Source organism: Streptomyces sp. NPDC086080, from assembly GCF_044540255.1.
Taxonomy (GTDB): Bacteria; Actinomycetota; Actinomycetes; order Streptomycetales; family Streptomycetaceae; genus Streptomyces.
The window spans coordinates 57,021-81,579 of sequence record NZ_JBITRU010000035.1 but is presented as its reverse complement, the minus strand read 5'-3'; the positions used below and the strand labels follow the sequence as shown (position 1 = coordinate 81,579).

Here is a 24,559-nt window from a genome sequence, read left to right as displayed (position 1 = left end):
TGCTGGAAGCCTCAAGAACTCCCATCATCGCAGGTCGCAAGGCTCTTCCTCGTTCCCGGAGAAGTTATCCACAGATGTCAGCCGGTGGATTCGGGCTCAGAGCGTCCACCTCCGTCACATAGACGTCGTCCACGCCGAAGGCGGGCCTGTCCCGCGAGGACACGAGCAATTCGAGGTCATAAAGGTCGGGGCGCCAATTCGTCAGATCCGCGACGACCTCCTTCGAGAGCTTCGGGAGAGGCGCGCCCAGGACCCGGTAGGGTTCGACGTTCTCAAGGAACTCACCGACAGTGCAGCCGAAGTCGACGGCACCGGCAATCACCTGTCCGACACCGAGAGTCCAGTCCACCGGTTCCACGGCCCAGCGCGGCGTGATCAGATACTCCTGGAGCAGCCAGGGTTGAAGCACCTCAGCGCTCTGAGGGATCTCTGGGAGCTGGACCTCCGGATAGGCCCTTGAGAAGCACGCACGCGCCTCTCCGACCGTTCCGGTGATCATTGACGCAAGGGAGATGAGGTCTGGTTCGGTGATCGCCGTATCAGGGACCGTGAAGGCCAGTAGTTCCTCCATCTGGTTCATTACACCCCGCCGCATGTAGCGGCCTGACAGTGTCGCGGCCACTGCCAAGGAAGCGGGACGACGAAGGTATCTGCGCCGCCCCGTCCAGGGGTCCATGATCTGCAGCGCGTAGCCTATGAATCCCACGGTGTCGGCATCGGGAATCAGATCCGCCAGGCCGTCGTCCGCAGGCAGGTGCAGAAGTCCGCACTCCTCCAACGTCTCCAGCTCCGACCTGACTTCCCGATAGCTCACTCTGGCCAGCCCGGCGATGTGAATCAACTGGATGGGAGCGAGAGCACCGCCGACCTCTTCCACCTGCCGCAGTGCCTCCACCTGCACCTGGCTGAGCGATTCCGGGTAGCGTTCACGTCCGGCCACGGTCAGTCCCAGAGGGGCCAGTCGTTCACACATCTCAAGGATCTGCGAGGCATCCCTTCCGAGTTCGCCCGTGGCATGGGCGATGTGCGCGGGCTGCAGCGGCTCGGAGATCCAAGGAGGATGACCGGTGAGCCGAACTGACAGCAGCCTCGTCTCAGCCGCCGTGCATATGTGGTCTCCGAGCCGACCGAGTTCTGTGCGGGGCCCGGCCCATCCTGTGGGCGCTATCGCGGCCGCCCTGCCCACGACCTCGCGCAGCGGCCGGTCGAGTTGCGCGGATGCCTTGGCCAGACTCCCGGCAGTGACGGCTGAAGGCGCCAGCTCCGGTGGAGACCATGCCGCCAGCGCCCCGGCCAGCGCGGCGTCCTCCTTCTTGAACGTCACGTCGACGGAGGCGCAGCGGCGCACATGCCGGACGTCCAGACCCGTTATGGCGAACTTCCGCAGTCGACGGAGCAGCTCCGCGGCCGTCTGCTTCTCGTGCGCGATCGCGCCGAGGATCTCCTCGAGCAGGACCGGACTGTCCTCGCCGTACTGGCGGCTGAGCCGCGCCAGAAGAGACCCGTCGATGGGGTCGGCGACGGGGAATCCCTCGACCGAGAGCGCCTGGGGAAGACGGCGCAAGTTCCGCTGCGTGCTGGACCTTCCCTTCCAGGCTCCGGAACGCCAGATCGTGAACCATCGGGAGTAGAGGTAGTAGCCTCTGCTCTTCGGGTCGAACAGATCCTTGTCCTGGGGGACGCAACCGACCTCCGCCAGCGGAACAGTCGTGCTCTGGCCCCAGCCGCCGCCGATCGCGATCTCGGCTCGGGCATCTACCAGATGCCTGAAAACACGCTCAGCGACCTCTGCCGAGGAATCGGTGACCTCCCACAACCAGGAAAGCGTCAATCCCGGCCACACTTTCAGGGCGGGCAACGAGGCGTCGATCTTGCTGTAGACCCAGTCCTCATGCCAGGTACGAAGTTTCTTGCGGTCGACGGTGAACTGGGGACGGTACTCGTCACGCAGGTTGACGATCAGCCCATGGATCTCTTCGTTGGTGCGCAAGCCGTCCGCCGCCAAGCCGCCCCCGCCCGAGACCCACCAGAGGTCGCGATCGAACTTGAGCGATTCAGCCGATTCGTCCTGGTACCGAAGCTGCCGGGGCTGCCACTCCTCCGGCGCCGCACCGTGCTCGGCTGCAACGACCCTATACTCAGCGATCCACAGCAGACGGCGGAGGGTCTGCAGAACGGAGATCTTTTCGTCGGGCTCATTCTCTCCGGTCAGGTAGAGCCTGATCCTGGTTCCGCCTTGCAGCATTTCTTCCGACGGAGTCACCTGCATCAGGCTGCCGCTACTGGCGATGCGGACGGCGAATCCCTCCGATGAGGGAATCCCCTGCTGATCCACGGGGCGCGTGTACAGAAGGATCTCGTCCGCAATCATGAAATAGCTGAAAACTCCCACGCCGAACTGGCTGTTGGAAACCATGCGGAGGGGCGGATCGAGCTCCTGCCAGACGGCGTGTTCGGCACGGTAGTCATGCGAGTACACGAACCTCTCTCCGGCTTGGCTGAAGACATGCTCGAGCACCCGCCGGGTCATTCCGACGCCGTTGTCCTCGCATTCGATGTACTCCCGGTCGCCGTCCAGGCCCTGGCGGAAGACGATCTCTCCCGTCCACGGTGCCGGACGCCGCCCTCTCCTCCGTAACCCCTCGAGGCGGGTGTCCCGGTACCGGCAGGCGTCCAGGGAGTTCTGGTAGAGCTCACGGATCGCGAGGGCCGGGTCGTCATAGAGTTGTCGCCCCATCAGCAGTTCGCGAATTTTGTCCTCGGAGAGCCGGAACCGGGTGAGCGGAACCTCGTACACGGCGGTTCCGTCCGGGCCCGGGCGGTCGGGTCTCACTCCCTCATGAGTGATCCGGAAGGGCAGCGCGTCGGCGACCGGCCCCAGTCGCCCGAGTCTGTGCAGACTGCTCAAGACGTGCTGCCCGGCCCCGGCCACGGCCTGAAAGGCATCCTGCTGGGCGGGATGCGTACAGATCAGGGCCAGATCGAGGTCACCTTTGCGTCGTTGCACACGCAGCAGATCAGCAGCGTCCTTGACCGATGCGAGGGACAGCTCGAGGCCGGTGCCGATGTGATCGGCGATCACCGCGGGCATGCGGCGTGGATCAGCGGCCAGGGTGCCCGCCAGCCAGAGGGCGCCGGCCTTCCCCCGCCAGTCGTCCGGCAGCGCGGCGAGCCTTTCCTCCAGTCGCGCGTCGGTCGGCCCGGCGGCTACCGCACGGATCAGCGTCTCCACCAGATGACGGCACTCACCCCGGCTCAGATCGGCCACGGTCCCACAAATCAAGCCGGCCCCTCGATCGGCACAGGCCTGTGACCGCTGAAGTCTCCAGAGCCCCGTGAAGCCGTCGAGCCAGCGGTGGACCAGCCACATGACGAGGGTTTCAGCGGCTTCCGTCTCGTGCCGTCGGGTCAGTCCTTCGACCCGACGGGTCACCTGGGGATACATCTCGTGAGTGAGCTCAAGGTCTGTGCGGTGGCCCGGCTCATAGCAGCGCATGAAGTCGGCCGGCCTGATGGCGGTGGCCTTGCGCACGCCTTCCGCAAGAACCGCCTCACGCATGAAGGGTGCCGCGATCATCACCGCCGCTTCTTCCGGCAGGAGAGGGGAGCCCTCGGTGAGGATTTCCGCCGTCAAGTCGATGGTTCGGGCAGGGTAGTTCGGATCGAACCAGTGGTCGGTCATCCCTGTCCTCTGGCGGAGCAGCTCAGAGACCTCCAGATGGGTGCGCGCGCAGTCCTCCGCGATCTGCGTCACATGCGTCAACAACCCGTCCGTCACGCCGGAGGTCACATCCCAGAGACGGTTGTCGGCGGCGGCCCGGTGCCATGCCGAGACGAGTTCGTCCCCTTCGCAGATCACCACGTCAGCAGCGTCTCGGAACATCGTCACCGGGTAGGCGTTCGGAACCTGGGAACGGTCGTTCCCCAGTCCCGCGGTCCGGCGCATTTCCTTGGTGACCTCGTTCAGTACGGCGGACAGCGTACGGGCGGGATGGCGGCGGTCGAGCACCCGGGCGAGTGTTCTCGTGAAGGCGCTGCCGTCCTCGCCGTAGTGGCAGACCTGCCCGGGTGCGCACCCGGCCACCATCACCTGTGAGCCCCCCGCCGGATAGTGGAGCACCCCTCCTCCTCCCCCCTCCGAGGGAACGCCGGCCGGGGAGTCCCGGCAGGCGTCGACGAAGAACACCACAAGTCTCGCCTGGCAGCGGCTCAGGTCGGGGATCACCGGCACGAGGCTCTCCAGCACGAGCTCCCCGCCCTCGCGGAAGGCGTCGCTGGGAACCAGGTAGTCGACGCCGTCGATGCTGACGCCATGCCCGGAGAAGTAGAGGAGCAGCACGCCACCCTTCGGGGCTCCGGCACAGGCCTTCCTGATCGCAGCCCGAATGCGGTTGCCACTCGGGTCCAGCGTGTCCTCACCGATCGAATCGACCGAGTAGGAGGACAGTGTTAGTGCTGACCGCATCTTCTCCAGGTCGTTCCGCACTACCTGCGGGATGGGGGAGAACGTCACGTCATCACACTGCGGCACACCGATAAGGAGCGCTTGCCGTTGCGTCACCCGGCCATGTTACGGAACATGACCAACCGTCAGCAGCCGAACAGCTCATCCGCCTGCTGCCGCTGTCCCCCGGCGCTCCGCGGCATCTCCGCCCCGAAGCCCTCACGGACAGAGGGCTCCACCGGCAACGCTGCATGGGGCGGCAGACCATTCGGGCTGCGCGTTCATTTCCGGACCCTGCAGGGCCAAGGCGTGTGCGAGGCAGCACGTTGCCATGAGGGTGTCGACGTGGTCGGGTCCCAGCTCCGCGACCAGCCCTTCGTGAAGTTCGACCGCGAGGAGACCCGCGGCGACCGCGTCGTCGTCCGCGTCCCCCCTGTCCCACCTGGGCTCGTGCCGCCACGACGCTCTCCCCCGGCAGGCCGCTCTCCAGGAGCACACTCAGCGTGTACGCCGCCTCCGGATGGCTCGGTCCCTGGACCGCCCGACGGGCGCGGTAGGCGTCCCGCAGGAGGCGCAGTGTCTCGTCCCGGTCCGCGCAGGTCACCGCCGCACCCTCCTGAGAGGTGAGCGTGTCCACGTGGTCGGCCCCCAGACCGCGCCGCGCAAGAGGCTCGGACGAGAGCCGCACTCGCATCCGACGGCGTTCGTCCGTCCCCGGTCGGTCCGGCGATCGGCGGCGATGCCAGAACCCGGCACGCGGGGAACCGGTGAACGGACACGGTTCACCGAGTCGATCACCCGGCCGGCGACCACTGCGGGAACAGCACAACCGCGGTGTCCGTGACCTTCCGGCGGAATCACCTCCTCCATGTACCTCGTCGGTAACAAGACCGTGCGAGGAAGCAGCGACGGCAGCCCTAGTGGCAACATTTGCCTGTACCTGACAACCACACCTCACGGTCAACCACGGGGGAAAACATGATGAACGCTTCTGCCCGCCCATGCCGCAGACGCAGCGGGACCGGGAGGTCCTACGCGATGGGAGCCGCGGTCGTCGCCGCATTGCTCACCTCCACGGCGTGCGGGTCGGGCACGGCCGACCGCCCGGACGCGGCCAGGCCCTCGGACCGGCCGAACACGGCAACCCCGGCGGAACCCGGTTCGGCGGCTCCGGCGGAGGCCGCGCCCGACGACGAGCCCACGGCCAAGGCCGCGGCCGCGGCTGTCTTCACCAACAGGGTCGCCACGTTCAACGTCTGCAATCCCTGCCGCTCGCCCTTGAAGCCATGGACCCTGAGCCGTCACATCAAGCGGATCACGAACGAGATCGCCCTGTACCGTCCGCAGGTCATCGCGTTGCAGGAGATCTGCGTCCGGGAGACGAAAGCCATCGTCAAACGGCTCAAGGAGAAGGGGTACAAGTACCACGTCGCACACGGAAGCGTGCACACGTCCAGTTTGCGCTGCCACGGTTCCGGCAACGCCTACGGCAACGCGATCCTCTCCGCCGCGCCGCTGACCGGCAAGGTGAACAAGCGGTACACGGACGGCGGGTCCGAGAACCGCGGGTACGTGTCGGCCCGCACCACCATCGCCGGCAAGAAGGTGCGCGTCTTCGCGACACATCTCGCGGAGAAGGATCAGGGAGCCAAACGGAGGGAGCAGGTTAAGGAGTTGATGACCGCCGTCGACAAGTATCCGAACGCCATCGTCCTGGGGGACTTCAACGCCGCCCCGACCTATTCCCAACTGGTGCCTGTGTGGCAAAAGTTCAGGGACGCTGACCCAAACTGCACCAAGCAGCGCAGTGGTTATCCCTGCAAGGCGACCATGGGGAAGGACTCGAGCAAGGAGCGGAAGAAGTTCGACTACATCTTCCTCCGCATCGGCGGCCGCTACTCAGCCTCGGGTGTGGGAGTCCACCCCAACTTCTCGGACCACGACCTGGTCCACGCCGACCTGCGAGTCGGATGACCTGGAAGCCCTCCGGGTCGGTGGTGAGGACGACCGCGCTCACGTGCCAGGCCCGCTGCCGGTGACCCCACCGGCAAGGGGCTGCCACGGTGGTCTCCGGCCAGGTCCCCTGAGCCGGAGACCACCGTGCCGCCGACGGGCGATTTTCGGCCGATGCCCGATCTCCGGCCGGTTGGCACACGGGGCACTCTGTCGCGCCTGATGGTTGATCAATAATCTTGTGCGGTACATGAAATGACGACTTCTGGGAGCCCCATGTCCACCGCCCAGCAGGTGCCCGACATCCTCTCGCCCGAGTTCGCGGCCGACCCCTACCCCGCCTACCGGGTGATGCGGGAGACCGCTCCCCTCATCCGGCACGAGGCCACGAAGAGCTACATCGTGTCGCGGTACGAGGACGTGGAGCGCGTCTTCAAGGACAAGGCCGGCGAGTTCACCACCGACAACTACGCCTGGCAGATCGAGCCCGTGCACGGCAGGACGATCCTCCAGCTCAGCGGGCGGGAGCACGCCGTGCGCCGGGCGCTGGTCGCGCCCGCCTTCCGTGGCAGCGACCTGGAGCAGAAGTTCCTGCCGGTCATCGAGCGCAACTCCCGCGAGCTGATCGACGCCTTCCGGCACAAGGGCTCCGCCGACCTGGTCGCCGACTACGCCACCCGCTTCCCGGTCAACGTCATCGCCGACATGCTGGGCCTGGACAAGGGCGATCACGACCGTTTCCACCGCTGGTACACCGCCGTCATCGCGTTCCTGGGGAACCTGTCGGGCGACCCCGAGGTGACGGCGGCGGGCGAGCGGACCCGGGTGGAGTTCGCCGAGTACATGCTGCCGATCATCCGGGAACGCCGCGAGAACCTGGGCGACGACCTGCTGTCCGCGCTGTGTTCCGCCGAGGTCGACGGGGTGCGGATGAGCGACGAGGACGTCAAGGCGTTCTGCAGCCTGCTGCTCGCCGCCGGCGGGGAGACCACCGACAAGGCCATCGCCGGCATCTTCGCGAACCTGCTGCTCCACCCCGACCAGCTCGCCGCCGTCCGCGCGGACCGCTCGCTGATCCCGCGGGCCTTCGCCGAGACCCTGCGGTTCACCCCGCCCGTGCACATGATCATGCGGCAGTCCGCTACGGAGGTGAAGCTCAGCGGCGGCACGATACCCGCGGGTGCCACCGTCACCTGTCTGATCGGTGCCGCCAACCGCGACGAGAGCCGCTACGCCGATCCCGACCGGTTCGACATCTTCCGCGACGACCTCACCACCACGACCGCCTTCACCGCCGCCGCCGACCACCTCGCCTTCGCGCTCGGCCGGCACTTCTGCGTGGGCGCGCTGCTGGCGAAGGCGGAGGTGGAGATCGGCGTCGGACAACTCCTGGACGCCATGCCGGACATGCGCCTCGCGGACGGCTTCGAGCCGTCCGAGCAGGGCGTGTTCACCCGCGGCCCGCAGCGCCTGCCGGTACGGTTCACGCCCGTGGGCGGCTGACCGCAGCGCCGCCGAGCGCCCGTCCGGGCAGTTCGAGGGGAGCGTTTCTCCGGGCGACACGCCGCGTAAGCGGAGCCATGCCGGAGAGACGCTCCCCTCACCCGAACGCCCGACAGCCGCGCACGCGTTACTGCATCACCGGTGTGAAGCGCACCGGCAGTGCGTCGAGGCCCCGCATCCAGATCGACGGGCGCCAGGTCAGCTCCTCCGGGTCCGCGGCCAGGACCAGGTCGGGCAGGCGTTCCAGCAGGGTCTCGACCGCGGTCCGCGCCATCACGTCCGCCAGCAGCGGAGCCGGGTAGGGGCAGCGGTGTTCGCCGTTGCTGAACGACAGGTGCGCGGCGTTCTCCGCGCCCACGTGGCCCTCGGGCCAGATCTGCGGGTCGGTGTTGGCCGCGGCCAGCCCCAGCACCAGGCAGTCGCCGGCCCGGATCTGCCGGCCGCCCAGCCGGACGTCCCGTACGGCCCACCGTCCGATGAAGTTCTGCGTCGGCGTGTCCAGCCACAGCACCTCGTTGAGCGCCTCCCCGACGCTCAGCCGGCCGCCCGACACGTTCACCGCGAACCGCTCGTCCGTCAGCAGCAGACGCAGCGTGTTGCAGATCCAGTTCGCGGTCGGCTGCTGGGCCGCCGCGATCACGGAGATCAGGTCCTGGACGATCTCCTCGTCCGTCAGACCGGCGGGATCCCTCAGCATGCGCGAGGTGACGTCCGGTCCGGGGGCGGCCCGCTTGTCCTTCACCAGCTGCCGCAGCCGCTCGCCCACCCGGCCGTACGCCGCCACCGGGTCGTCGTCCTCCCCCGCGTCCAGAGAGATCCGCAGGTCGTCGACGAGCCGGCGGGTGTCCTCGCCCGACGTCGGCATCCCGCACATCTGCACCACGGCCCGCATGGGCAGGGCGTGCACGAAGTCCGCCATCAGCTCCGCCTGACCACTGCCGGAGAACCGGGCGATGAGGTCGTCGGCGATCAGCCGGCAGTCGTGGGACAGCTCGAACTGGTCGACGCCCTCCAGCGCCTGGGTGATCACTCCGGCCCGCCGCCGGTGCTCCTCCCCCTCGGTGAACAGCACCGAGGGCTGGTACCCGACGAAGGGCAGCAGCGGCCAGTCCTGCGGGATGTTCTCCCACTGGTTCCAGCGCCGCGAGTCCCGCGCGAACAGCTCGTCGTGGCTGGTCACGTACGTCAGCTCGGAGTAGCCGAGGACCAGCCAGGCGGGGATGTCGCCGTCGAGCAGCACCGGTGCGACCGGGCCGTGCTCCCGGCGCAGCGCGCGGTAGAGCTGCGACGGCGTCTGCTGGTACTCGAGCCCTCCCAGGCGTACCGCGCCGGCGTGTGCGGGGCAGCCCGGGGGCGCGGGGTGCGCGGAGGGGTAGCCGGGGTCGGTCACAGTGTCGCCTCCCGGGCGATGGCCATGTCGTGGAGGTGGTTGACGAGGGTGATCAGCACGTCCTTGCCGGACTGCCGCACCCGCGCGTCGCAGTCGACCATGGGCACGTGCGCGGGCAGGGTGAGCGCCTGGCGGATCTCGTCCAGGGAGTACCGGGCGGTGTCGTCGTCGAACCGGTTCACGGCCACCACGAAGGGCGTACGGTGATGCTCCAGCCGGTCGATCGCGTACCAGGAGTCGTCCATCCGGCGCGTGTCCACGAGGACGACGGCGCCCAGCGTGCCGGAGAACAGCCTGTCCCACAGGAACCAGAAGCGCTCCTGTCCGGGTGCGCCGAACAAGTACAGGACCATGCGGTCGTTGAGGCTGATCCGCCCGAAGTCGAACGCGACCGTCGTGGTGGTCTTCGTCGCCACGGCGCTGGTCTCGTCGACGCCCACACCCGCCTGGGTCATCACCTCCTCGGTGTTGAGCGGCCGTATCTCGCTCACGGAGCGGACCAGGGTCGTCTTGCCGACCCCGAACCCCCCGACGACGACGATCTTCAGACCGGTCTCCGCGGTGTCGTTCAGCGGTGTGCGGTGGGAGGGCAGCTCAGAGGTTGCGGAGCCCATGGAGCACCTCTTGCAGTAGAGCGGAATCGGGCATGGCGGCGACGGACGGCGCCGCACGCGGGTGGCGGGCGGTGATCCGGCCCGTGTCCAGCAGGTCGCCGAGCAGGATCCGCACCACCGTGACCGGCAGCCCGAGCTCCGCGGCGATCTCGACGAGGGCGGTGGGATGCCGGCACAGCTCCAGGATCCGGGCGTGCTCCGACTGCATCCCGGGCACCGGTCCGGACTCGCTGACGATGAGGGTGACCAGGTCGAAGGGCTCGTCGGCGCGGCTGCGTCCGCCGGTGACGGTGTAGAGCCGGTCGGGATCCCCCGTGTCGACGGGTTTGCGCGTCACGAGGCGCCGCTCACCGCTGCCGGGTCCCGCGGCTCGGCCCGCAGGTGCTCGCCGATCTGCTCGACCAGCTCCGTCATCTGGTGGCCGACCACCCCGGGGTCGGCGTCCTCCCCGGCGACGACGGCGAGGTGCGCGCCCGCGCCGGCCTCCACGATGAACAGCAGGCCGCCGTGGAACTCGGTCATCGACTGCCGGACGCCGCCGGTGCCGTCGCCGAACTCCACGGAGGCCCCTTGGGCGAGGGCCTGGATGCCGGAGCAGATCGCCGCGAGCTGGTCGGCCCGGTCGAGCGTCAGGTGTTCGCTCCAGCAGAGCTTCAGGCCGTCCCGGGACAGCACCAGGGCGTGCCGCGCGCCCGGGGTCTGCTCCAGGAGATGGTGCAGGAGCCAGCTGAGGCTGTTGTCGGTGGTCTGCATGGTGGGTGTCGGGTCGGTGGTGTCCGGCTGACCGGTCACCGGCCCGTTCCTCCTATCTCACGAACTCGGGCGGGACGGGGCGCCATCGCCCCGGACTCCGTACGGTCAGGACTGGGCTACGGAGCCGTCGGCGGCCGGGCCTCGGCGTGCGCGCCCGGACCGGCCGCGGGAGGCGTGCCCGGACCGGCCGCGGGAGGCGTGCCGGGCTCGGCGGCCCCGGGGCGCGCGCCCGGACCGGCGGCGGTGCCGTTTCCGGACTGCCGTGCGCGGTGGAAGGCGCCGAACCGGGCGCCCGCGTCGCGTGCGGGGCGCCGGGCCGCCGGTACCTCACCGGTCCGCGCGGACGCCTGGGCCCGCTGCTCGCGTTCGCGCTCCGCCTCGGCCATGGTGCGGCCGGGGGCCCGGACCGGCAGACCGTTCGGCGTGGTGCCGTCGGGCCGCCGGTGCCGACCCTGGTCGGGCGACCCGGGTCCCGGGGCGGGGCGTTCGCCGACCGCGGGGTGGTCCATGGCGCCGGCAGCGTCCACGGCCCCGGCACGGTACGTGACTCCGGACCGCTCCGTGACTCCGGACGGCGGCTTCGCCCCGGCGGTCCACCGCGTCGCGGCGGGCAGTTCCGCGGCCGCCGGGTGGGTGGGGGCGTCGGGCAGCGCGTCCGGCGCGGCGGGGGCCGGTGCGGCGGGGGCCGGCGCGGGTGCGGGGGCGGGCCGGAGGGCCGTCTCCTGCGGCATCATGTCGCGCTGCTGGGCGAGCAGGTCCAGCGGCAGCAGGACGACGACGCCGGTGCCGCCGCGCGAGGAGGGACGGTAGTTGACGCTGATGCCGTACTTCACCGCGAGCCGCCCCACGACGGCCAGGCCGAGCCGGGTGCCCTGCAGCGCGGCGAGGTCGGTGACGCGGCCGGCCACGGACTCCTCGGCGCGGCGCATGGCCGCGTCGGCCATCTTCAGTCCGCTGTCCTCGATGGTGACCACGATGCCCGCGCTGCGGTCCTCGACATAGACGTGCACCTGGTCGATGGGCGGTGAGAAGTTGGCGGCGTTGTCCATCAGTTCGGCGAGCAGGTGCATCACGCCCTCCGCGGCGAAGCCGGAGACCGCGGCGCGGGTGGAGCAGTGCAGGCGCACGCGCTGGTAGGCGGCGATGCGGCCGACGGCGCCGCGCAGGATGCTCTCCATCACGATCGGCTTGTTCCAGGCGCGGCTGGACCTGCCGCCCATGAGCAGGGCAAGCCGGTCGGTCATCAGACCCAGCTGGGAGGTGCTGTGGTCCAGCTTCAGCAGGTCCCCGAAGACCTCCTCGCCGTGCCGCTCCTGCATGTCCCGCAGGTCGGCGAGCATCCGCACGGCCTTGGCCTGGACCCGGCTGAGCGCCTTGGCGGACGCGGCCTGGGCCGCGGCGGCCCGCCGCTCGCTGTGGGCGAGCTCGCGGACGAACAACTCGGCCGGCGCCCGCAGTTGCGGCAGTCCGGGCAGTTCGACCTCGGCGAGTACGGTCTCGGCGGACCGGCCGTCGCGCAGCCGGGCCACCGCGGCGGGCAGCGTCTCCCGCTCAAACTGCCGCAACTCCCCAAGGGTTCGCTCCAGTTGGTGCCGGGCGTTGCGGTACTCGGCGTCCAGGGCTGCGACCCTGCGCACGTCCTCCTCGACGGCCGCGGCGAAGGCGTGCACGAGCCGCTGCAACTGCGGGTCCGACGGCAGCGGCATACCGGCCAGCACGTCGGCCGCCGCGGAGCCCTCCCGCAGCCGTTCCGCCACGACGGGCAGTGTCACACCGGCCAGTTGGGAGACCTCGGCCGAACGCCTGGCGACCTCCGCCCCGAGCCGGCTCCTGTCCGCCTCCGACTCCGCAGCGGCTTTCCGGGCCCGGTGGACGAGCCGGTGGCCGACGAGGACGGCGACGGCCACGCACACCCAGGCGGCCACCACCACCGTCAGAGTCCAGGTGAAGGCGCCGGACGGTGCCAGAGCGAGTGCCGCGCCACCGAGGGCGGCACTCGTCACCAGCACGACCGCCGGCCCGGCGAACGAGGGGCGCGGCGCCCCCACCGGTTGATGCTGGCTGGGCGAAGCAGGCACTGGCATGGAGCGGTCCCTCGGTCCGTGAGTGCGGGGAAAACGGGGCGGCGGCGCAGAAACGGCCGCCGGCCGGAAGGGAGGTCAGCCGACGACAGGGCGATCCTCCGACCACGTACGGCTCATGCTAGTCACGCCGTTGTGCGCGAAGACGCCGCCGACGGCATACTCCGTCGGCAATCCGGGTTTCGTCGTGAACCCATCGCTCGTGTGTCCCACTGTGATATCCGACGGCACGCCGGGCGGGACCGGCCGAAGAGGCGAAAGAGCCCGAAGGGCCCCACGGACGGGACGTCAGGCCTCCTGCGCTGCACGTCGTCTTCTGACCGACCCACTCCTTCGAGCGACCGAATTTCGGCCAACTATGCTCGTGTGCACTGCTGTTCACGTGCAGAAAGTGTCGACGACCGGGGCGCGGTGGTGCAGATGAACCGCCGATCGTGAAGGTTCCGTGACAGCGACACGGGCCGCCCGTTCACCTGCTGGGGGTCAGCGGAAGGGCGTCGGTGTACGCGTTCGCCGGCTCGGCGGTCTTGTTCACGAACCGGGCGTCGAGCGCGACGGGAGCGGAGCCCGTGCCGAGGGTTCCGCCGGGGTGCCAGGTGCCCGTGACGGTCACCCAGGTGTTGACGGACGGGGCCGGGGCGCCATGGACCCGTACCTTCACGGACTGGGCGTCCGCCGCGCAGCAGGAGATCATGATGCGGGTCAGGAACCAGCTGTCGCTCCCCTCTGCGGCGGTGACGAAGCCGGTCATCCGGACCGTACGCCCCTCGATGGCCCCCGTGCGGTCCTGCTGCACACGCCGGGTGAAGTCGGACAGGGTGATCGGGAGCGGCGAGGTCGCGGGCAGCGGATCGAAGTCGTCGTCGTGGGTGACGACCCTGGCCGGTTCGCGGGAGGCGGTGTACGCGCCGAGGGCGGGCGGGGCGTAGAAGAGCAGGCTCAGCGCCGGGAGGAACAACAGCCACGCCGTACGGGGCACGGAGGAGTGGTGGTGCCCGTGTCCGCTGTCGCCGTGGTCCGGGTGCTCGCCGTTGTCGCCGTGGTCCGGGTGCTCGCCGCCCTCGCGCCGTCGCCCGTAGGACACCGCGTCCACCGCGCCGGCCAGGATCAGCAGGACCCCGGAGGCGATGAGCAGCGGGCGCATCCCCTCCTTGACGTAGCGCAGATACAGGTCGCTGAGGAGGGCGATACGCAGCAGGCCGACGCCGCTGAGCAGGAGCAGGGTGATCTGGAGCGGGCGTCTCACAGCAGGATCCCTCCGATCAGCACGCTGGACAGGACCGCCACGACCGCCGTGGCGGCGGAGAACCGGAGGGCGAAGGCCCGTCCGAACGTGCCCGCCTGAAGGGCCATCAGCTTCAGGTCGACCATGGGACCGACCACCATGAACGTCAGCCGGGCGACCGGGGAGAACCCGCTGAGCGAGGCCGCCACGAACGCGTCCGCCTCCGAACACACCGACAGCACGATCGCCAGCCCGGCCAGGAACAGCACCGACAGCCAGGGCGAATCGGCGAACGTGTCCAGCACGGAACGGGGCACCGCCACATTGAACGTGGCCGCCGCCATCGCGCCCAGCACCAGGAAACCGCCCGCGTGCAGGAAGTCGTGCTGGAAGCCGGCCCGGAACTCCCGCCACCGGCTGCCGCCCGCCTGATGCCCGCCGGGTCGTACGGCGGGACGCAGCCACTCCGCCCGCCCCAGCCAGAGCCACAGCCAGCCCATCACCGACGCCGCGGCCAGGGAGGCCAGCAGCCGGGCCGCGACCATGGCCGGCTGCCCCGGGAACGCGACCGCGGTGGCGGTCAGCACGACCGGGTTGATCGCGGGCGCCGACAGCAGGAACGCGAACGCGGCCGCCGGAGTCACACCGCGGCCGATCAGGCTGTTCGCCACCGGCACGGACGCGCACTCACAGCCCGGCAGCACGACTCCCGCCGCACCCGCCACCGGCACGGCGAGCGCCGGCCGGCGCGGCAGTACCTTGTGGAACACGCGCGCCGGCACGAACGCGTTGATGGCACCGGACAGGGCCGTGCCCAGCAGCAGGAAGGGCAGCGCCTGCACGGTCACGGCGAGACAGACGGTCCGCCACGCCTCCATCGCCGGTGTCCCCATCCACCGGCCCCCGAAGTAGAGCACCGCGCCGGGGACGACGGCCGCCGCCGGCAACAGCAGCAGCCAGGGCAGGGGCGGGGCGTACGGCGCGTCGCCCTTCGCCGCTCCGTCCGCGCCGCCGGCCCCGGTGTCCCCGGTGGCCCCGGTGGCCCCGGTGGCCTCAATGTCCCTGGTGGCCTCGGCCCGTTCTTCCGTACTCCGCATCGCCCACTCCGCCTGTCGGATGCCCGACTCGACACAGCGGGCGCCGACGAAGGAGATTAGTTTTCATTTTCACCCAGCGCCACCGCCTGCCCCCGGGGTGGGCACGAGACTACTGGGCGGTCGTCGACCTCGTGTGCCCGGCGCAGGACCTCCTCATGGCGGGGGTCACCGAGGTCGGAGAGGACGTCGGCGAGGTCGACCGGGGCGGCGCACCGGGCGGTTCACCGTCCGGCTGCCCCGGGTGCCCGGGCCGGAGGAGCCTCGACCGGCAGAAGCGTTCAGGGGCGGGTGCCGGCTCCGAAGCCCGTCCAGCGCAGTTCGACCGGGAGGTGGCCCATGTCGTTGTACAGCAGGACCGTCGGTGCCGTGCCGTCGCGGTACTCGATCGCGGTGAGCGCCGCGTTCCCGCAGTTCAGGCCGAGCCATCGCACCGGCGGGGCGTCCAGGGCGTCCCGGAGCAGCCAGGCCACCTGGTAGGCGTGGGTGACCAGGACTTCATGTGTCTCGGTCTCGGCGGGGCACGCGAACCTGCCGGTCAGGGCGTCGGCACGGCGGCGCGCGTCCTCGGCTTCCTCGGCGCCGTAGCCGTCGAAGAACGCCGCCCACGACGGCGGCACGTCGACCGGTACATGCGGGATGTGATCGACCAGCTCCGGTGCTTCGCGCACGACGGCGTCCGGCAGACAGGTGCCGATGATCTGCGCGGAGTACACCGCCCTGGGCAGGGGGGAGTGCCAGACCGTGTCGATCGGAAGGCCGGCCAGACGCTTCCCGACCAGTTCCGCCTGCCTCTCCCCGACGTCGGTCAGTGTGCCGAAGGCGTCGGCCGCCCCGTGTCGTAGCAGGTACACATGCCGAGTTGCCATGGTGGATCTCCTGTCGGGGTGGGGTCGGTTCAGCGGTCGCGCAGGGCGGTGTGGGCCGCGTCGAGGCGTTGGGTCTCGTCGCGGGCGGAGTGGTCGCCCGAGGCGTCGTCGGCCCAGGCGAGCAGCCGGTGGACGTGCTCGTCGGCGGCGTCGGTGACGATGCGAGGGCTGCCGAGGGCCACGTCGCCGCTGGTTCCGTCGATGGTGACGATCGTGCCCTCCGGGACGGTGCGGCCGCCGGCCGTCACGGAGGCGTCGTCGCGGTCGATGGTGAGGCCGGCGACACCCACGACGGCGGGCTTTCCCATGGCGCGCGCGACGACCGCGGCGTGGCTGGCGGGCCCGCCGCGCGCGGTGACGATTCCGGTGGCGGCGGCGAGGCCGTGCATGTCATTCGGGGAGGTCTCCGGGCGTACCAGGACGACCGGACCGGTTCGGGCCATGCGTACCGCGTCGTCCGCCGTGGTCGCGATCCTGCCGGTGGCGGCACCGGGGCAGGCGCCGATTCCCCGGGCGAGGACGTCGGCCTCGTCGGCGGAAGCGATGCGCGGGGTGCGGACGTGCCGGAGATGCAGCGGTGAGACCCTGAGCAGAGCTTCCTCCCGCCCGATGAGTCCCTGGTCGACGAGTTCGGTGGCCACGCGGACCGCGGCACCCCCCACGAACCGGCCGGGCCGGACCTGCAGGAGCCACAGCTCGCCGGACTGGAAGGTGAACTCGACGTAGCAGGCGTCGCGGTAGTGCTCTTCGATGCGGCGCAGCGCGTCGAGCAGCCCGGCCCACACGTCCGGCTCCCGCTCGGCGAGTTCGCGCAGGGGCCCGGTCGTCGACTTCCCGGAGACGACCTCTTCTCCCTGGTGTCCGAACAGGACTTCGCCGAACGGGATGTTCTCACCGGTGTTGGGGTTACGGCTGAACGCCACTCCGGTGCCGCTGTCGCCGTCGCGGTTGCCGAAGACCATCCCTTGGACGATCACGGCTGTGCCCAGGTCGTGCGGGATGTCGTTCACCTCGCGGTAGGTGCGCGCGCGTGGTGCGTCCCAGGACGAGAAGACGGCTTCGATCGCCTGTGTGAGCTGGTGGGTGGCGTCGTCCGGGACGGGCCGGCCGCTTCGTTGCCGGACGAGGTCCTCGACCGCCTCGATCGACCGGGTCAGGTGTGCTTCCTCGTCCTCGGTGTGCCGCCCGGGATGTTCCGCGGGGGCAGCCGGGGCGACGTCCGTGTTCATGGTCGCGGAGGCGAAGCTCGTCAGGAAGCCCAGCCGTGAGTTCAGTGCGAACGGGCGGTCGCCGGTCTCGGCGGCGAGGCCCTCGGTGGCTTCGGTCGTGAGGCCGAGGTTGAGGATCGTGTTCATCATGCCGGGCATGGACACGCTGGCCCCGGAGCGGACGGACACCGCCAGCGGCTTGTGCGGTCCCCCGAAGGTACGCCCGGTGGAGCGTTCGAGGTCGGCCATCGCCGTCGCGAGCTCGTCGTCGAGTCCTTCGGGAAGGCGCCCGTCCCGCAGAAAGGCGCGACAGCCTTCCGTGGTGATGACGAACCCGGCCGGCACCGGCAGGCCGAGACGGTGCAGTACGACCAGGCCGAGGGCCTTGCCGCCCAGAGTCTCCGCCGTCTCCTCGGCCTGGGCCGAGATCGCGCGAATCCACCTCATCGCCGCAACCCGAGGGTGGCCAGCAGGTCTTCGTGCAGCTCCGCCCACACGATGTGGTACGACGCGGTGTTGTCGGCCACGTACTCCAACTCGCCGGAGGCGGCGCGTTCGAGAGCTTCGGTGAGGCGGACGCGGTAGCGGCCGAACCGGGGCAGGGCCGCGGACAGTTCGGCGCAGACCGCGGCGGCGCGTCGGTCCAGGTCGGCGAACCGGGCGAGCACCCGGGAGTCGTAGCCGGGATCGCCGTGGTCGTTGACGCTCATGACGCCGTCGACGGGGCGGAGTTGCCAGGCCGTGCAGAGGTCGAGCAGTTCGGGGTTGAGGACGAGGAACCGCTCGTACGCCGCCGTCACACGCTCGCGGGCCCGGGCCGACTCCAGTTCGTGGGTGATCCGCTCGGCATCCGCCGCGCGGCCGGCGTCCGTGAGGCTCCACCCCGGCATGCCTCCGGACAGGCGGGTGACCAGACCGTCGGCCCCGAGATCGATGAGCTCGGACTCGGCATCGGATTCGTCGAGCCCCGTGATCGCGTGGAGCCGGGGCAGGCTGATGGTGCCGGCGCAGCGCAGGGCGTGCAGTACCAGCAGGCCGGTGTCCGTCGCGCGGGCTTCGGGCCAGGTCATGGGTGGTCCTCCCGGGGGTGTGGTGCGGTGGGCGGGAAGTGCGTCGGTCGTCGCCGGCGCGCGGACGACGGTCGTCCTGCCGGCGCCGTCGGGGCCGGCAGTCCCCGCACACGCCCGCGAGGAGCGGAGAGGCCGGCTCCGTCGACGGCCACCGTCCTGCCGCATGTCCTGATCAGTCCGTCGCCCTCGAACCCGTTGTCACCCACGGCCCACTCCGATGTTCACGGATTTCGGATACCGGCATCATCTGGATGCTGTTTGTATCATGACACACCAGGAGCCGGAGGAGGCACGATGGCCAGACTGACCCGCGCACAGCAGCAGGAGCGGACCCGTGCGGCGGTGCTGGTCGCGGCCCGGCAGGAGTTCGCCGAGTGCGGCTATGCCGAGGCCAAGATCGACCGGATCGCCGAGCGGGCCGAACTGACCAGGGGAGCGGTCTACTCCAACTTCACCGGCAAGCGCGCGCTCTACCTCGCGGTACTGGTCGACGCCGCCGAACGGGCCAGGGATGCCGCCGAACCCCCGGCGGAATCCCCCGACTCCGTCGGACAGGCACTCGGCTCGTTCGCCCGGGTCTGGCTGGAACGTCTGCCCTTCCTCGGTGACACCCCGGGAAGCGGCCATCTGCAGCTGCGCTCACTGTCCGGAGTGCTGGGCACCGGGCCGGCGCGGGCCGCGCTCGCGGAACTCGTCCGGTTCGAGGCGCTGTTGCTCGCGCTGGCACTTGAGCCGCGTTCCGCCGTGCGTCGCGCCGGGACCGTGCGGCCCGCCGGGCTGGCCCTGACCCTGCTCCACGGTGCGGCCGGCCTCGCGGAGAACGCCCCCGGCGTCGGCGACCCCTTCGATCTGGCGCGCGCCGCCGAGCATCTCGCCGGTATCGCCCTCGGCGACGACCCCGAGCCGCCGCATCTGCCCTACGTCGCCCCGGCGCGCTCGACCGAGGTCCCGTGGGTGCCGCCGGGCGGTCTGCGCGACGAGATCACCGGCCGGCCGGCCGGCCTCGGCGACGACGGGGTGGTCGTCGTGCTGGGTGTGGGGCGCCTGTCCGCGGCCGAGGACGCCCTCCGCTCGGCGCAACCGGACGACGAGGTGACGATCGTCGTCGTCACGAGCGACCCTGCCGAGACCGGCCGACTGGCCCGGCTCCGGATCGTGGATCTCGTCGGCTGTCTGCGCCGGGTGTTCACGGCCGACCGGCTGCCCCGGGCACGCGTCGTGTTCGACGACACCGGCGCCGTCCCGGCAGCCCTCGGCCACCCCCCGGCCGACGACCTCGACCTCACCGAGATCGCCGTCCGGGTCCGCGACGGACTGATCACGGCCCACGCGACCGGTCGCGGCGCGGGGTACGCCGCGGCCCGCCACCACTCCCCCGATCCCGGCCGGAGCGGGGCGGTGTGACACCGGGCACGGCCACGCCGTCCGCGCGACGAGGGGCCCGGCAGCCGGAGCGGGACCGGCAGCCCTACGTGCTGAGGGACACCGAGCCCAGGGCGCCGAACACGGCGTGCACCTCCTGGCCCGGCAGCAGGTCCACCGCACCCGACCAGGAGCCGGCCAGTACGAGGTCACCTGCCGCGATACCGGTGCCGAAGTCCGCCAGGATGCGGACCAGACAGGCCACCGACTCCGCCGGATGACCCATGACCGCCGAGCCGTCACCGGTGTACTCGGTGCCGCCGCCGCGCAGGACCATCCGTGCCGCCGCCAGGTCGGTGGTGTCCGGTGGGACGCCGGGACCGACCACGGCAGCGGCGGAGGAGGCGTTGTCGGCGACGGTGTCCACCAGGCCGATCCTCCAATCCTCGATCCGGCTGTCGAGCACCTCCAGGACGGGGCAGACCTCCGTGGTGGCGTCGAGCACGTCCCGGGCGGTGACGTCGTGGCCGCTCAGGTCCCGCGCCATCCGGAAGGCGATCTCTCCCTCGACCTTCGGTGAGATGAACGTCCGCAGATCGAGGTGGGCGCCGTCGGGCAGGAGCATCCGGTCGGTCAGGTAGCCGAAGTCGGGATGGTCGATGCCGAACATCCGCTGGATCGCCTCACTGGTGGCTCCGATCTTGAGCCCGGCCGGAACGGCACCGTCCGCCACATCGAGCGCGCGGACCTGGCTCTGGATCGCGTACGCGTCCGCCAGGCCGAGTCGCGGGTGCCGGAGTGACACGGGCGGCACCGGCCGGCGGGTTCTGGCGGCGTTCCACAGCTCGGCGGCGAGTTCGCGGTGGAGGGTCCGTACGGCGGTCGTCATCGGCTCGCCACGAAGAGCCGGCCCCCGGGCAGACCGATCGGCACGGTCCTGGTCCGCGCGAAACCCGCTGTGGCGAACGTGTCCAACCACTCCTGCTCAGTGGGGAGACGGACGCTCATGAAGGTGGAGTGCAGATAGGTGAAGAGCGCGCTGAACCTGCGCTCCTCGGGCTGCGGCGCGTAGGAGACGGCGTCGGCCACGGCGAGGAATCCGCCGGGGGCGAGCGCGTCGCGCAGGGCGCCGAGAACGTTCTGGGCCGTGCGGTCGTCCGCGACGATGTCGTGCATGACGTAGCAGGCCAGGACGGCGTCCGCGCCGGCGACCGGCCCCGGGTCGTCGGCCAGCGATTCGATGGGCCGCTCGATCACCGTCAGGCGCTCGTGCACCCCGGAGGCGAGGGCAGCGTCACGCGCGGCGGCGCAGGCGGCGCCGTTGATGTCGACGGCCGTGCCGGTGCGTGCCGGATTCTCCCGCAGCAGGTCGATGAGCAGGGCGCCGGACCCGGCGCCGAGGTCCGTCACCCGGAGCGCGCCGGATGCCACGACCTGTTCGACGAGCTGCGGATAGAACGCGCGTTCGCCGATCCATCGTGAACTGACCGCGACCCGGCGTCCGTTGCGCCGATGGGTGCGGGCGGCCTCCGCCGGGTCGGTCAGGAACGCGCGGGCGTGGTCGATGAAGGGGCCGTTGGCGTTCATCGCCCAGGACACGTACCCGGCCTGGTGACGCAGGTCGGGGTAGTCGGCGGCCGCCTGGAAGTCGCCCGGGACGTCGGTCTCGACGATCAGACCCGCGGCGAGCAGCGCGGTGAGATAGGCGGTGACGCCGGCAAGGGGGACGCCGGCCGCCTTGGCCATGTCCGAGGCGGTGAACGTCGCGCCGGAGTCCAGGACCTGGTCGGCCCCGATCTCGGCGCCGATCTGCAGCAGTGCGGCGACCGCGGCCGCGTCGGCCACGGAGTCCGGGGTGTGCCGTTGCATGGTTCCTTCTTCCTTGCCCGTCGGATGTGGCCCGTCAGATGTGACGCATCGGATGTGGCCCGTCAGATGTGGTCGGCGGAGGTGTGCGGCAGCTCCCCGGTCGCCCGCTCGGCGGCCAGTCGCATGGCGACCTCGATGATGGTGTCCTCCTGGCCGGCCACCACCCGCCGTTTGCCCAGTTCGAGCAGGATCTCGCGGGGATCGACGTCGAAGCGCCGGGCCGCCCGCCGCACCGGCGCCGCGAAGCCGGAGAACACCCCGGCGATACCGCTGGCGATGGTGACGCTGTCGTTGGTCGGTACGTGCTTCACAAACCGTTCCTCGGCCGTGTCCGCCGCGTCGAGGGCGCCGAACAGCCTGATCCGGGTCTCCGTCCGCTCGACATGGAGGTTGGCGGCGACCAGTTCGATCGGCGCGTTGCCCGCGCCCGCCCCGAACCCGCGTGCCGTGACGTCCACGATGGTCGCCCCCGCCCGCATCGCGGTCATGCTGTTGATCACCGACAGGCCGAGGTTGTTGTGGGCGTGGAAGCCGATGGCGATGTCGAGCTTGTCGACGAGCTCACCGACCTTCTCCCGCACCGTCTGCGGGGTGTAGGCGCCGGCCGAGTCCATCAGGACGACCGCCTCGGCTCCGTAGTCCTGCATCAGCCGTGCCTGTTCGACCAGCTTCTCCGCGGAGGCCATATGGCTCATCAACAGCATGCCCTTCACGGTGACGCCCATGGCCCGCAGCATCGTGATCTGCTGGCGGGTGACGTCGGCCTCGGTGCAGTGGGCGCCCACCCGGACCTCGTCCACGCCGCAGTCGAGGGCGGGCTTGAGGTCGCGTTCGACGCTGGCGAAGCCGGGGATGGAGAGCACGCCGAGCCGGGAGTGGCGCAGTTCGGCCTTGGCGGCACGCAGCATCTGCGCGTCGCTGATGGCCGCGATGCCGACCTGGATGGAGGAGGCGCCGAGACCGTTGCCGTGCCCGACCTCGACGACGTCCACTCCCGCCGACTCGGCGGCCCGCGCGTACGCGCTGATGTCCTGGGCCCCCAGCTGGTGGCCGACGGCGTGGTTGCCGTCCCTGAGCGTCGTGTCACAGATCTGGAGTGTGCCGCTCATGACCGCCCCCGCCCGGTGCGTGCCTCCGCCGCGGCGACGGCGGCGCAGGTGATGATGTCCAGATTTCCGGCATAGCGCGGGAAGTAGTCGCCCCGCCCCTCGACCTCCACCGTCAGCATGTAGCGGTCTCCGGTGGCGACCGGCGGCACCACGACCCGGTAGCCCGGGACGTAGGAACGGATCTGTTTCTCCATCGTGGTGACCGCGTCCCGCAGTGCGTCGAGGTCGATGCGTTCGGTGGTCGACACGGCGATGGAGTTGCGCATGACGATGCCGGGGTCGGCCGGATTGATGATCAGCACGGTCTTGGTCCGGGCCGCGTCGCAGAACGCGCCGGTCGCCTGTTCCGTGGTGTGTACGTACTCGTCCAGGTTGGCCCGTGAGGCGGGGCCCACGCTGGCCGAAGCGCTCGCCGAGACGATCTCCAGGTAGTCGACATGGCCCGCGATCCGCGTGATGCAGTGGGCCATCGGGACGGCCGCCTGCCCGCCGCAGGTCACCATGGAGAGGTACTGCTCCTCGACGCAGTCCTCCAGGTTGAGGGCCGGGACACAGAAGGTGCCCCGGTTGGCCGGTGTGAGGTCGATGAACGGCAGTCCCAGCGGCTCGACGACACCCCAGTGGCGGGTGGCGTCGGCGGCGGAGGTCGCGTCGAACACCAAGTCGATGGCGTCCTGGGCCTCGACGACCGCGTCGATGCCGTCGGTGCTCGTGGCGACCCCTCGGCCGCGGGCCAGTTCGAGGCCGGGTGACTCGGCCCGCCGGCCGGCGAACAGCACACAGGTCAGCAGCGGTGATGTCTCGATCTTCAGCAGCAGATCGGTTCCGATGTTCCCGGTCCCCACGATGGCGGTTCGCAGCGGAGCCGGATGCTCTGGCGTCGTCATTCGGTCCTTCCTCTCGCAGCGGGGCGGCCGCCGAGGTGATCCTGCTGGCTCACACCGAGCGGCGGTGGGTTCACGTCGTGCATCTCCGGTGACAGATAGACCTTCACTCGGGGGCGGGAGCGGCCCGGCTGCCAGGAGAGGTAGTTGTGGATGCCGGTTCCTCCGTCGAGTTCGCGGTGGGCGATGCCGGCGAGCACGCTGTCGTAGCGGCGCAGCGCCCGAGGATGTGCGGCGAGGACCCGGTGGACGCGCCGGCGGACCTGGCCGTCGTGCTCCGCGTAGGTCCACAGCGGGAGGTAGAGCGTGGCCGGGGGCCGTTCGAGGGTCTGCGCGTCGAACAGCGACAGACAGGTGACGGGTGGCTGGACGGTGAAGTGGCGGCGGCCGTCCGTCATGGTGGTGCACAGGGTGCGCACCTCGCCCGGTTCGAATCCCGGGTAGGTCTTGAGGACGGCCGCCACCTCCTCGGCGTCGGCGGCGAAGTGCCGGAAGTAGACCTTCACCCGGGCCTCGGGGTCGTCGGCCAGATCCAGCGAGAGCAGGAAGGGCACGTCGTATCCGGGCCGGTGGACATGGGCCTGGACCACGGGCCACAGATGTCTCGCGCCCAACCGGTCCAGGGCGGTGTACAGCAGGTCGAACACGCCGTCCGGGCCGGTGACGTCCAGGTAGAACCAGACCTTGAACCGGATCGGGGCGCCGGGGCGCACCTCGGCGCCGTACATGGACACATGCGGCCCATGGGCGTCGTCGGGCAGGAGCCGGTCCGCGACGGCCGACCAGCGGGCCGTACCGGCGCCGTGGTGTTCGGCGAGCAGCGGCATGAGCGCCCGCGCCGCGCCGGGGTCGCGGGCAGGTACGCCCGCGGTCAGGGGCTCCATGGCGAACTGGAGGGCGGGCGTGTCCCCGTTGAGGTCGACGGCGTACTCCACCGGCGACCCGTCGGGCGACACGTCCGACAGGGGGAGATCGCTCGGACGGGCGGCGCCCCAGTGGTCGGTCATGGCGCGGAACGTCGCGACGCATTCCGTACCGCCGATTCCCAGTCCCAGGGTTTGTGCTGTCTTCTCCAATAGCGTGGCGCAGGCATCTCGGACCGTCGCCGACTCCTCGGTCACCCGGTTCTCC

19 protein-coding genes are annotated in these 24,559 nt (G+C 70.5%); 3 read left to right on the top strand and 16 right to left on the bottom strand.

Annotated elements, in window-relative coordinates; translation table 11 throughout:
* Window positions 1-64: 64 nt before the first annotated feature.
* A complete protein-coding gene (locus ACIF9R_RS31600; protein WP_399985827.1) occupies window positions 65-4,561 on the bottom strand; it encodes a caspase family protein in 4,497 nt (1,498 codons plus the stop codon).
* Between the two features lie 921 nt (window positions 4,562-5,482).
* On the opposite strand from ACIF9R_RS31600, the gene ACIF9R_RS31595 reads away from it, so the two are divergent.
* Window positions 5,483-6,418 carry an endonuclease/exonuclease/phosphatase family protein gene (locus ACIF9R_RS31595; protein ID WP_399985826.1) on the top strand — a complete coding sequence of 312 codons (936 nt, stop codon included), beginning with the start codon at window positions 5,483-5,485 and terminating at the stop codon, window positions 6,416-6,418.
* A gap of 255 nt (window positions 6,419-6,673) precedes the next feature.
* Complete coding sequence (locus ACIF9R_RS31590) at window positions 6,674-7,900, top strand: cytochrome P450 (RefSeq protein WP_399985825.1); 1,227 nt, start codon at window positions 6,674-6,676, stop codon at window positions 7,898-7,900.
* Window positions 7,901-8,027: 127 nt separating this feature from the next.
* Here ACIF9R_RS31590 and ACIF9R_RS31585 read toward each other — a convergent pair whose 3' ends face one another.
* The 10 genes from ACIF9R_RS31585 to ACIF9R_RS31540 form a co-directional block, all read right to left on the bottom strand.
* On the bottom strand, window positions 8,028-9,290 hold the full coding sequence (locus ACIF9R_RS31585; protein WP_399985824.1) for a cytochrome P450: 1,263 nt from the start codon (window positions 9,288-9,290) through the stop codon (window positions 8,028-8,030).
* The gene (locus ACIF9R_RS31580) at window positions 9,287-9,904 is read right to left on the bottom strand and encodes a GTP-binding protein (protein ID WP_399985823.1); all 618 of its coding nucleotides are present in this window, start codon (window positions 9,902-9,904) and stop codon (window positions 9,287-9,289) included. Before ACIF9R_RS31580 ends, ACIF9R_RS31585 begins: the two co-directional genes overlap by 4 nt.
* Window positions 9,885-10,241, bottom strand: coding sequence for a DUF742 domain-containing protein (locus ACIF9R_RS31575; RefSeq protein WP_399985822.1), 357 nt, complete (start codon window positions 10,239-10,241; stop codon window positions 9,885-9,887). The genes ACIF9R_RS31580 and ACIF9R_RS31575 overlap by 20 nt, the downstream gene beginning before the upstream one ends.
* On the bottom strand, window positions 10,238-10,657 hold the full coding sequence (locus ACIF9R_RS31570; RefSeq protein ID WP_399985833.1) for a roadblock/LC7 domain-containing protein: 420 nt from the start codon (window positions 10,655-10,657) through the stop codon (window positions 10,238-10,240). The genes ACIF9R_RS31575 and ACIF9R_RS31570 overlap by 4 nt, the downstream gene beginning before the upstream one ends.
* Window positions 10,658-10,773: 116 nt before the next feature.
* The gene (locus ACIF9R_RS31565; RefSeq protein WP_399985821.1) at window positions 10,774-12,741 is read right to left on the bottom strand and encodes an ATP-binding protein; all 1,968 of its coding nucleotides are present in this window, start codon (window positions 12,739-12,741) and stop codon (window positions 10,774-10,776) included.
* 466 nt (window positions 12,742-13,207) lie between these two features.
* Window positions 13,208-13,984 carry a TIGR03943 family putative permease subunit gene (locus ACIF9R_RS31560; protein WP_399985820.1) on the bottom strand — a complete coding sequence of 259 codons (777 nt, stop codon included), beginning with the start codon at window positions 13,982-13,984 and terminating at the stop codon, window positions 13,208-13,210.
* Entirely contained in the window at window positions 13,981-15,060 is a 1,080-nt protein-coding gene (locus ACIF9R_RS31555) for a permease (protein ID WP_399985819.1), read from the bottom strand. Before ACIF9R_RS31555 ends, ACIF9R_RS31560 begins: the two co-directional genes overlap by 4 nt.
* 278 nt (window positions 15,061-15,338) lie before the next feature.
* The gene (locus ACIF9R_RS31550) at window positions 15,339-15,926 is read right to left on the bottom strand and encodes a histidine phosphatase family protein (RefSeq protein ID WP_399985818.1); all 588 of its coding nucleotides are present in this window, start codon (window positions 15,924-15,926) and stop codon (window positions 15,339-15,341) included.
* A gap of 29 nt (window positions 15,927-15,955) precedes the next feature.
* Window positions 15,956-17,581: a pyruvate, phosphate dikinase gene (locus tag ACIF9R_RS31545; RefSeq protein WP_399985817.1), complete on the bottom strand. Its 1,626-nt coding sequence runs from the start codon at window positions 17,579-17,581 to the stop codon at window positions 15,956-15,958.
* Window positions 17,578-18,204 carry a transcriptional regulator gene (locus ACIF9R_RS31540; RefSeq protein ID WP_399985816.1) on the bottom strand — a complete coding sequence of 209 codons (627 nt, stop codon included), beginning with the start codon at window positions 18,202-18,204 and terminating at the stop codon, window positions 17,578-17,580. The genes ACIF9R_RS31545 and ACIF9R_RS31540 overlap by 4 nt, the downstream gene beginning before the upstream one ends.
* Window positions 18,205-18,498: 294 nt before the next feature.
* On the opposite strand from ACIF9R_RS31540, the gene ACIF9R_RS31535 reads away from it, so the two are divergent.
* On the top strand, window positions 18,499-19,608 hold the full coding sequence (locus tag ACIF9R_RS31535; protein WP_399985815.1) for a TetR family transcriptional regulator: 1,110 nt from the start codon (window positions 18,499-18,501) through the stop codon (window positions 19,606-19,608).
* Between the two features lie 64 nt (window positions 19,609-19,672).
* Here ACIF9R_RS31535 and ACIF9R_RS31530 read toward each other — a convergent pair whose 3' ends face one another.
* The 5 genes from ACIF9R_RS31530 to ACIF9R_RS31510 all read right to left on the bottom strand — a co-directional run bounded on the left by ACIF9R_RS31530 (window position 19,673) and on the right by ACIF9R_RS31510 (window position 24,549).
* Entirely contained in the window at window positions 19,673-20,455 is a 783-nt protein-coding gene (locus ACIF9R_RS31530; protein ID WP_399985814.1) for a 2-keto-4-pentenoate hydratase, read from the bottom strand.
* Complete coding sequence (locus tag ACIF9R_RS31525) at window positions 20,452-21,435, bottom strand: methyltransferase (protein WP_399985813.1); 984 nt, start codon at window positions 21,433-21,435, stop codon at window positions 20,452-20,454. Before ACIF9R_RS31525 ends, ACIF9R_RS31530 begins: the two co-directional genes overlap by 4 nt.
* Before the next feature lie 62 nt (window positions 21,436-21,497).
* Window positions 21,498-22,544, bottom strand: coding sequence for a 4-hydroxy-2-oxovalerate aldolase (gene dmpG, locus ACIF9R_RS31520; protein WP_399985812.1), 1,047 nt, complete (start codon window positions 22,542-22,544; stop codon window positions 21,498-21,500).
* Window positions 22,541-23,431, bottom strand: a complete 891-nt coding sequence (locus ACIF9R_RS31515) for an acetaldehyde dehydrogenase (acetylating) (RefSeq protein WP_399985811.1) — start codon at window positions 23,429-23,431, stop codon at window positions 22,541-22,543. Before ACIF9R_RS31515 ends, dmpG begins: the two co-directional genes overlap by 4 nt.
* Window positions 23,428-24,549: a tryptophan dimethylallyltransferase family protein gene (locus ACIF9R_RS31510; protein WP_399985810.1), complete on the bottom strand. Its 1,122-nt coding sequence runs from the start codon at window positions 24,547-24,549 to the stop codon at window positions 23,428-23,430. The genes ACIF9R_RS31515 and ACIF9R_RS31510 overlap by 4 nt, the downstream gene beginning before the upstream one ends.
* Between the last annotated feature and the right edge of the window lie 10 nt (window positions 24,550-24,559).

Excerpts from the sequence above, each read along its gene's own strand:
- ACIF9R_RS31595 (WP_399985826.1), top strand. The coding sequence starts at position 5,483 with ATGGGAGCCGCGGTCGTCGCCGCATTGCTCACCTCCACGGCGTGCGGG.
- ACIF9R_RS31590 (WP_399985825.1), top strand. The coding sequence starts at position 6,674 with ATGTCCACCGCCCAGCAGGTGCCCGACATCCTCTCGCCCGAGTTCGCG.
- ACIF9R_RS31580 (WP_399985823.1), bottom strand. The coding sequence starts at position 9,904 with ATGGGCTCCGCAACCTCTGAGCTGCCCTCCCACCGCACACCGCTGAAC.
- ACIF9R_RS31570 (WP_399985833.1), bottom strand. The coding sequence starts at position 10,657 with ATGCAGACCACCGACAACAGCCTCAGCTGGCTCCTGCACCATCTCCTG.
- ACIF9R_RS31565 (WP_399985821.1), bottom strand. The coding sequence starts at position 12,741 with ATGCCAGTGCCTGCTTCGCCCAGCCAGCATCAACCGGTGGGGGCGCCG.
- ACIF9R_RS31555 (WP_399985819.1), bottom strand. The coding sequence starts at position 15,060 with ATGCGGAGTACGGAAGAACGGGCCGAGGCCACCAGGGACATTGAGGCC.
- ACIF9R_RS31550 (WP_399985818.1), bottom strand. The coding sequence starts at position 15,926 with ATGGCAACTCGGCATGTGTACCTGCTACGACACGGGGCGGCCGACGCC.
- ACIF9R_RS31545 (WP_399985817.1), bottom strand. The coding sequence starts at position 17,581 with ATGAGGTGGATTCGCGCGATCTCGGCCCAGGCCGAGGAGACGGCGGAG.
- ACIF9R_RS31540 (WP_399985816.1), bottom strand. The coding sequence starts at position 18,204 with ATGACCTGGCCCGAAGCCCGCGCGACGGACACCGGCCTGCTGGTACTG.
- ACIF9R_RS31535 (WP_399985815.1), top strand. The coding sequence starts at position 18,499 with ATGGCCAGACTGACCCGCGCACAGCAGCAGGAGCGGACCCGTGCGGCG.
- ACIF9R_RS31530 (WP_399985814.1), bottom strand. The coding sequence starts at position 20,455 with ATGACGACCGCCGTACGGACCCTCCACCGCGAACTCGCCGCCGAGCTG.
- ACIF9R_RS31525 (WP_399985813.1), bottom strand. The coding sequence starts at position 21,435 with ATGCAACGGCACACCCCGGACTCCGTGGCCGACGCGGCCGCGGTCGCC.
- dmpG (WP_399985812.1), bottom strand. The coding sequence starts at position 22,544 with ATGAGCGGCACACTCCAGATCTGTGACACGACGCTCAGGGACGGCAAC.
- ACIF9R_RS31515 (WP_399985811.1), bottom strand. The coding sequence starts at position 23,431 with ATGACGACGCCAGAGCATCCGGCTCCGCTGCGAACCGCCATCGTGGGG.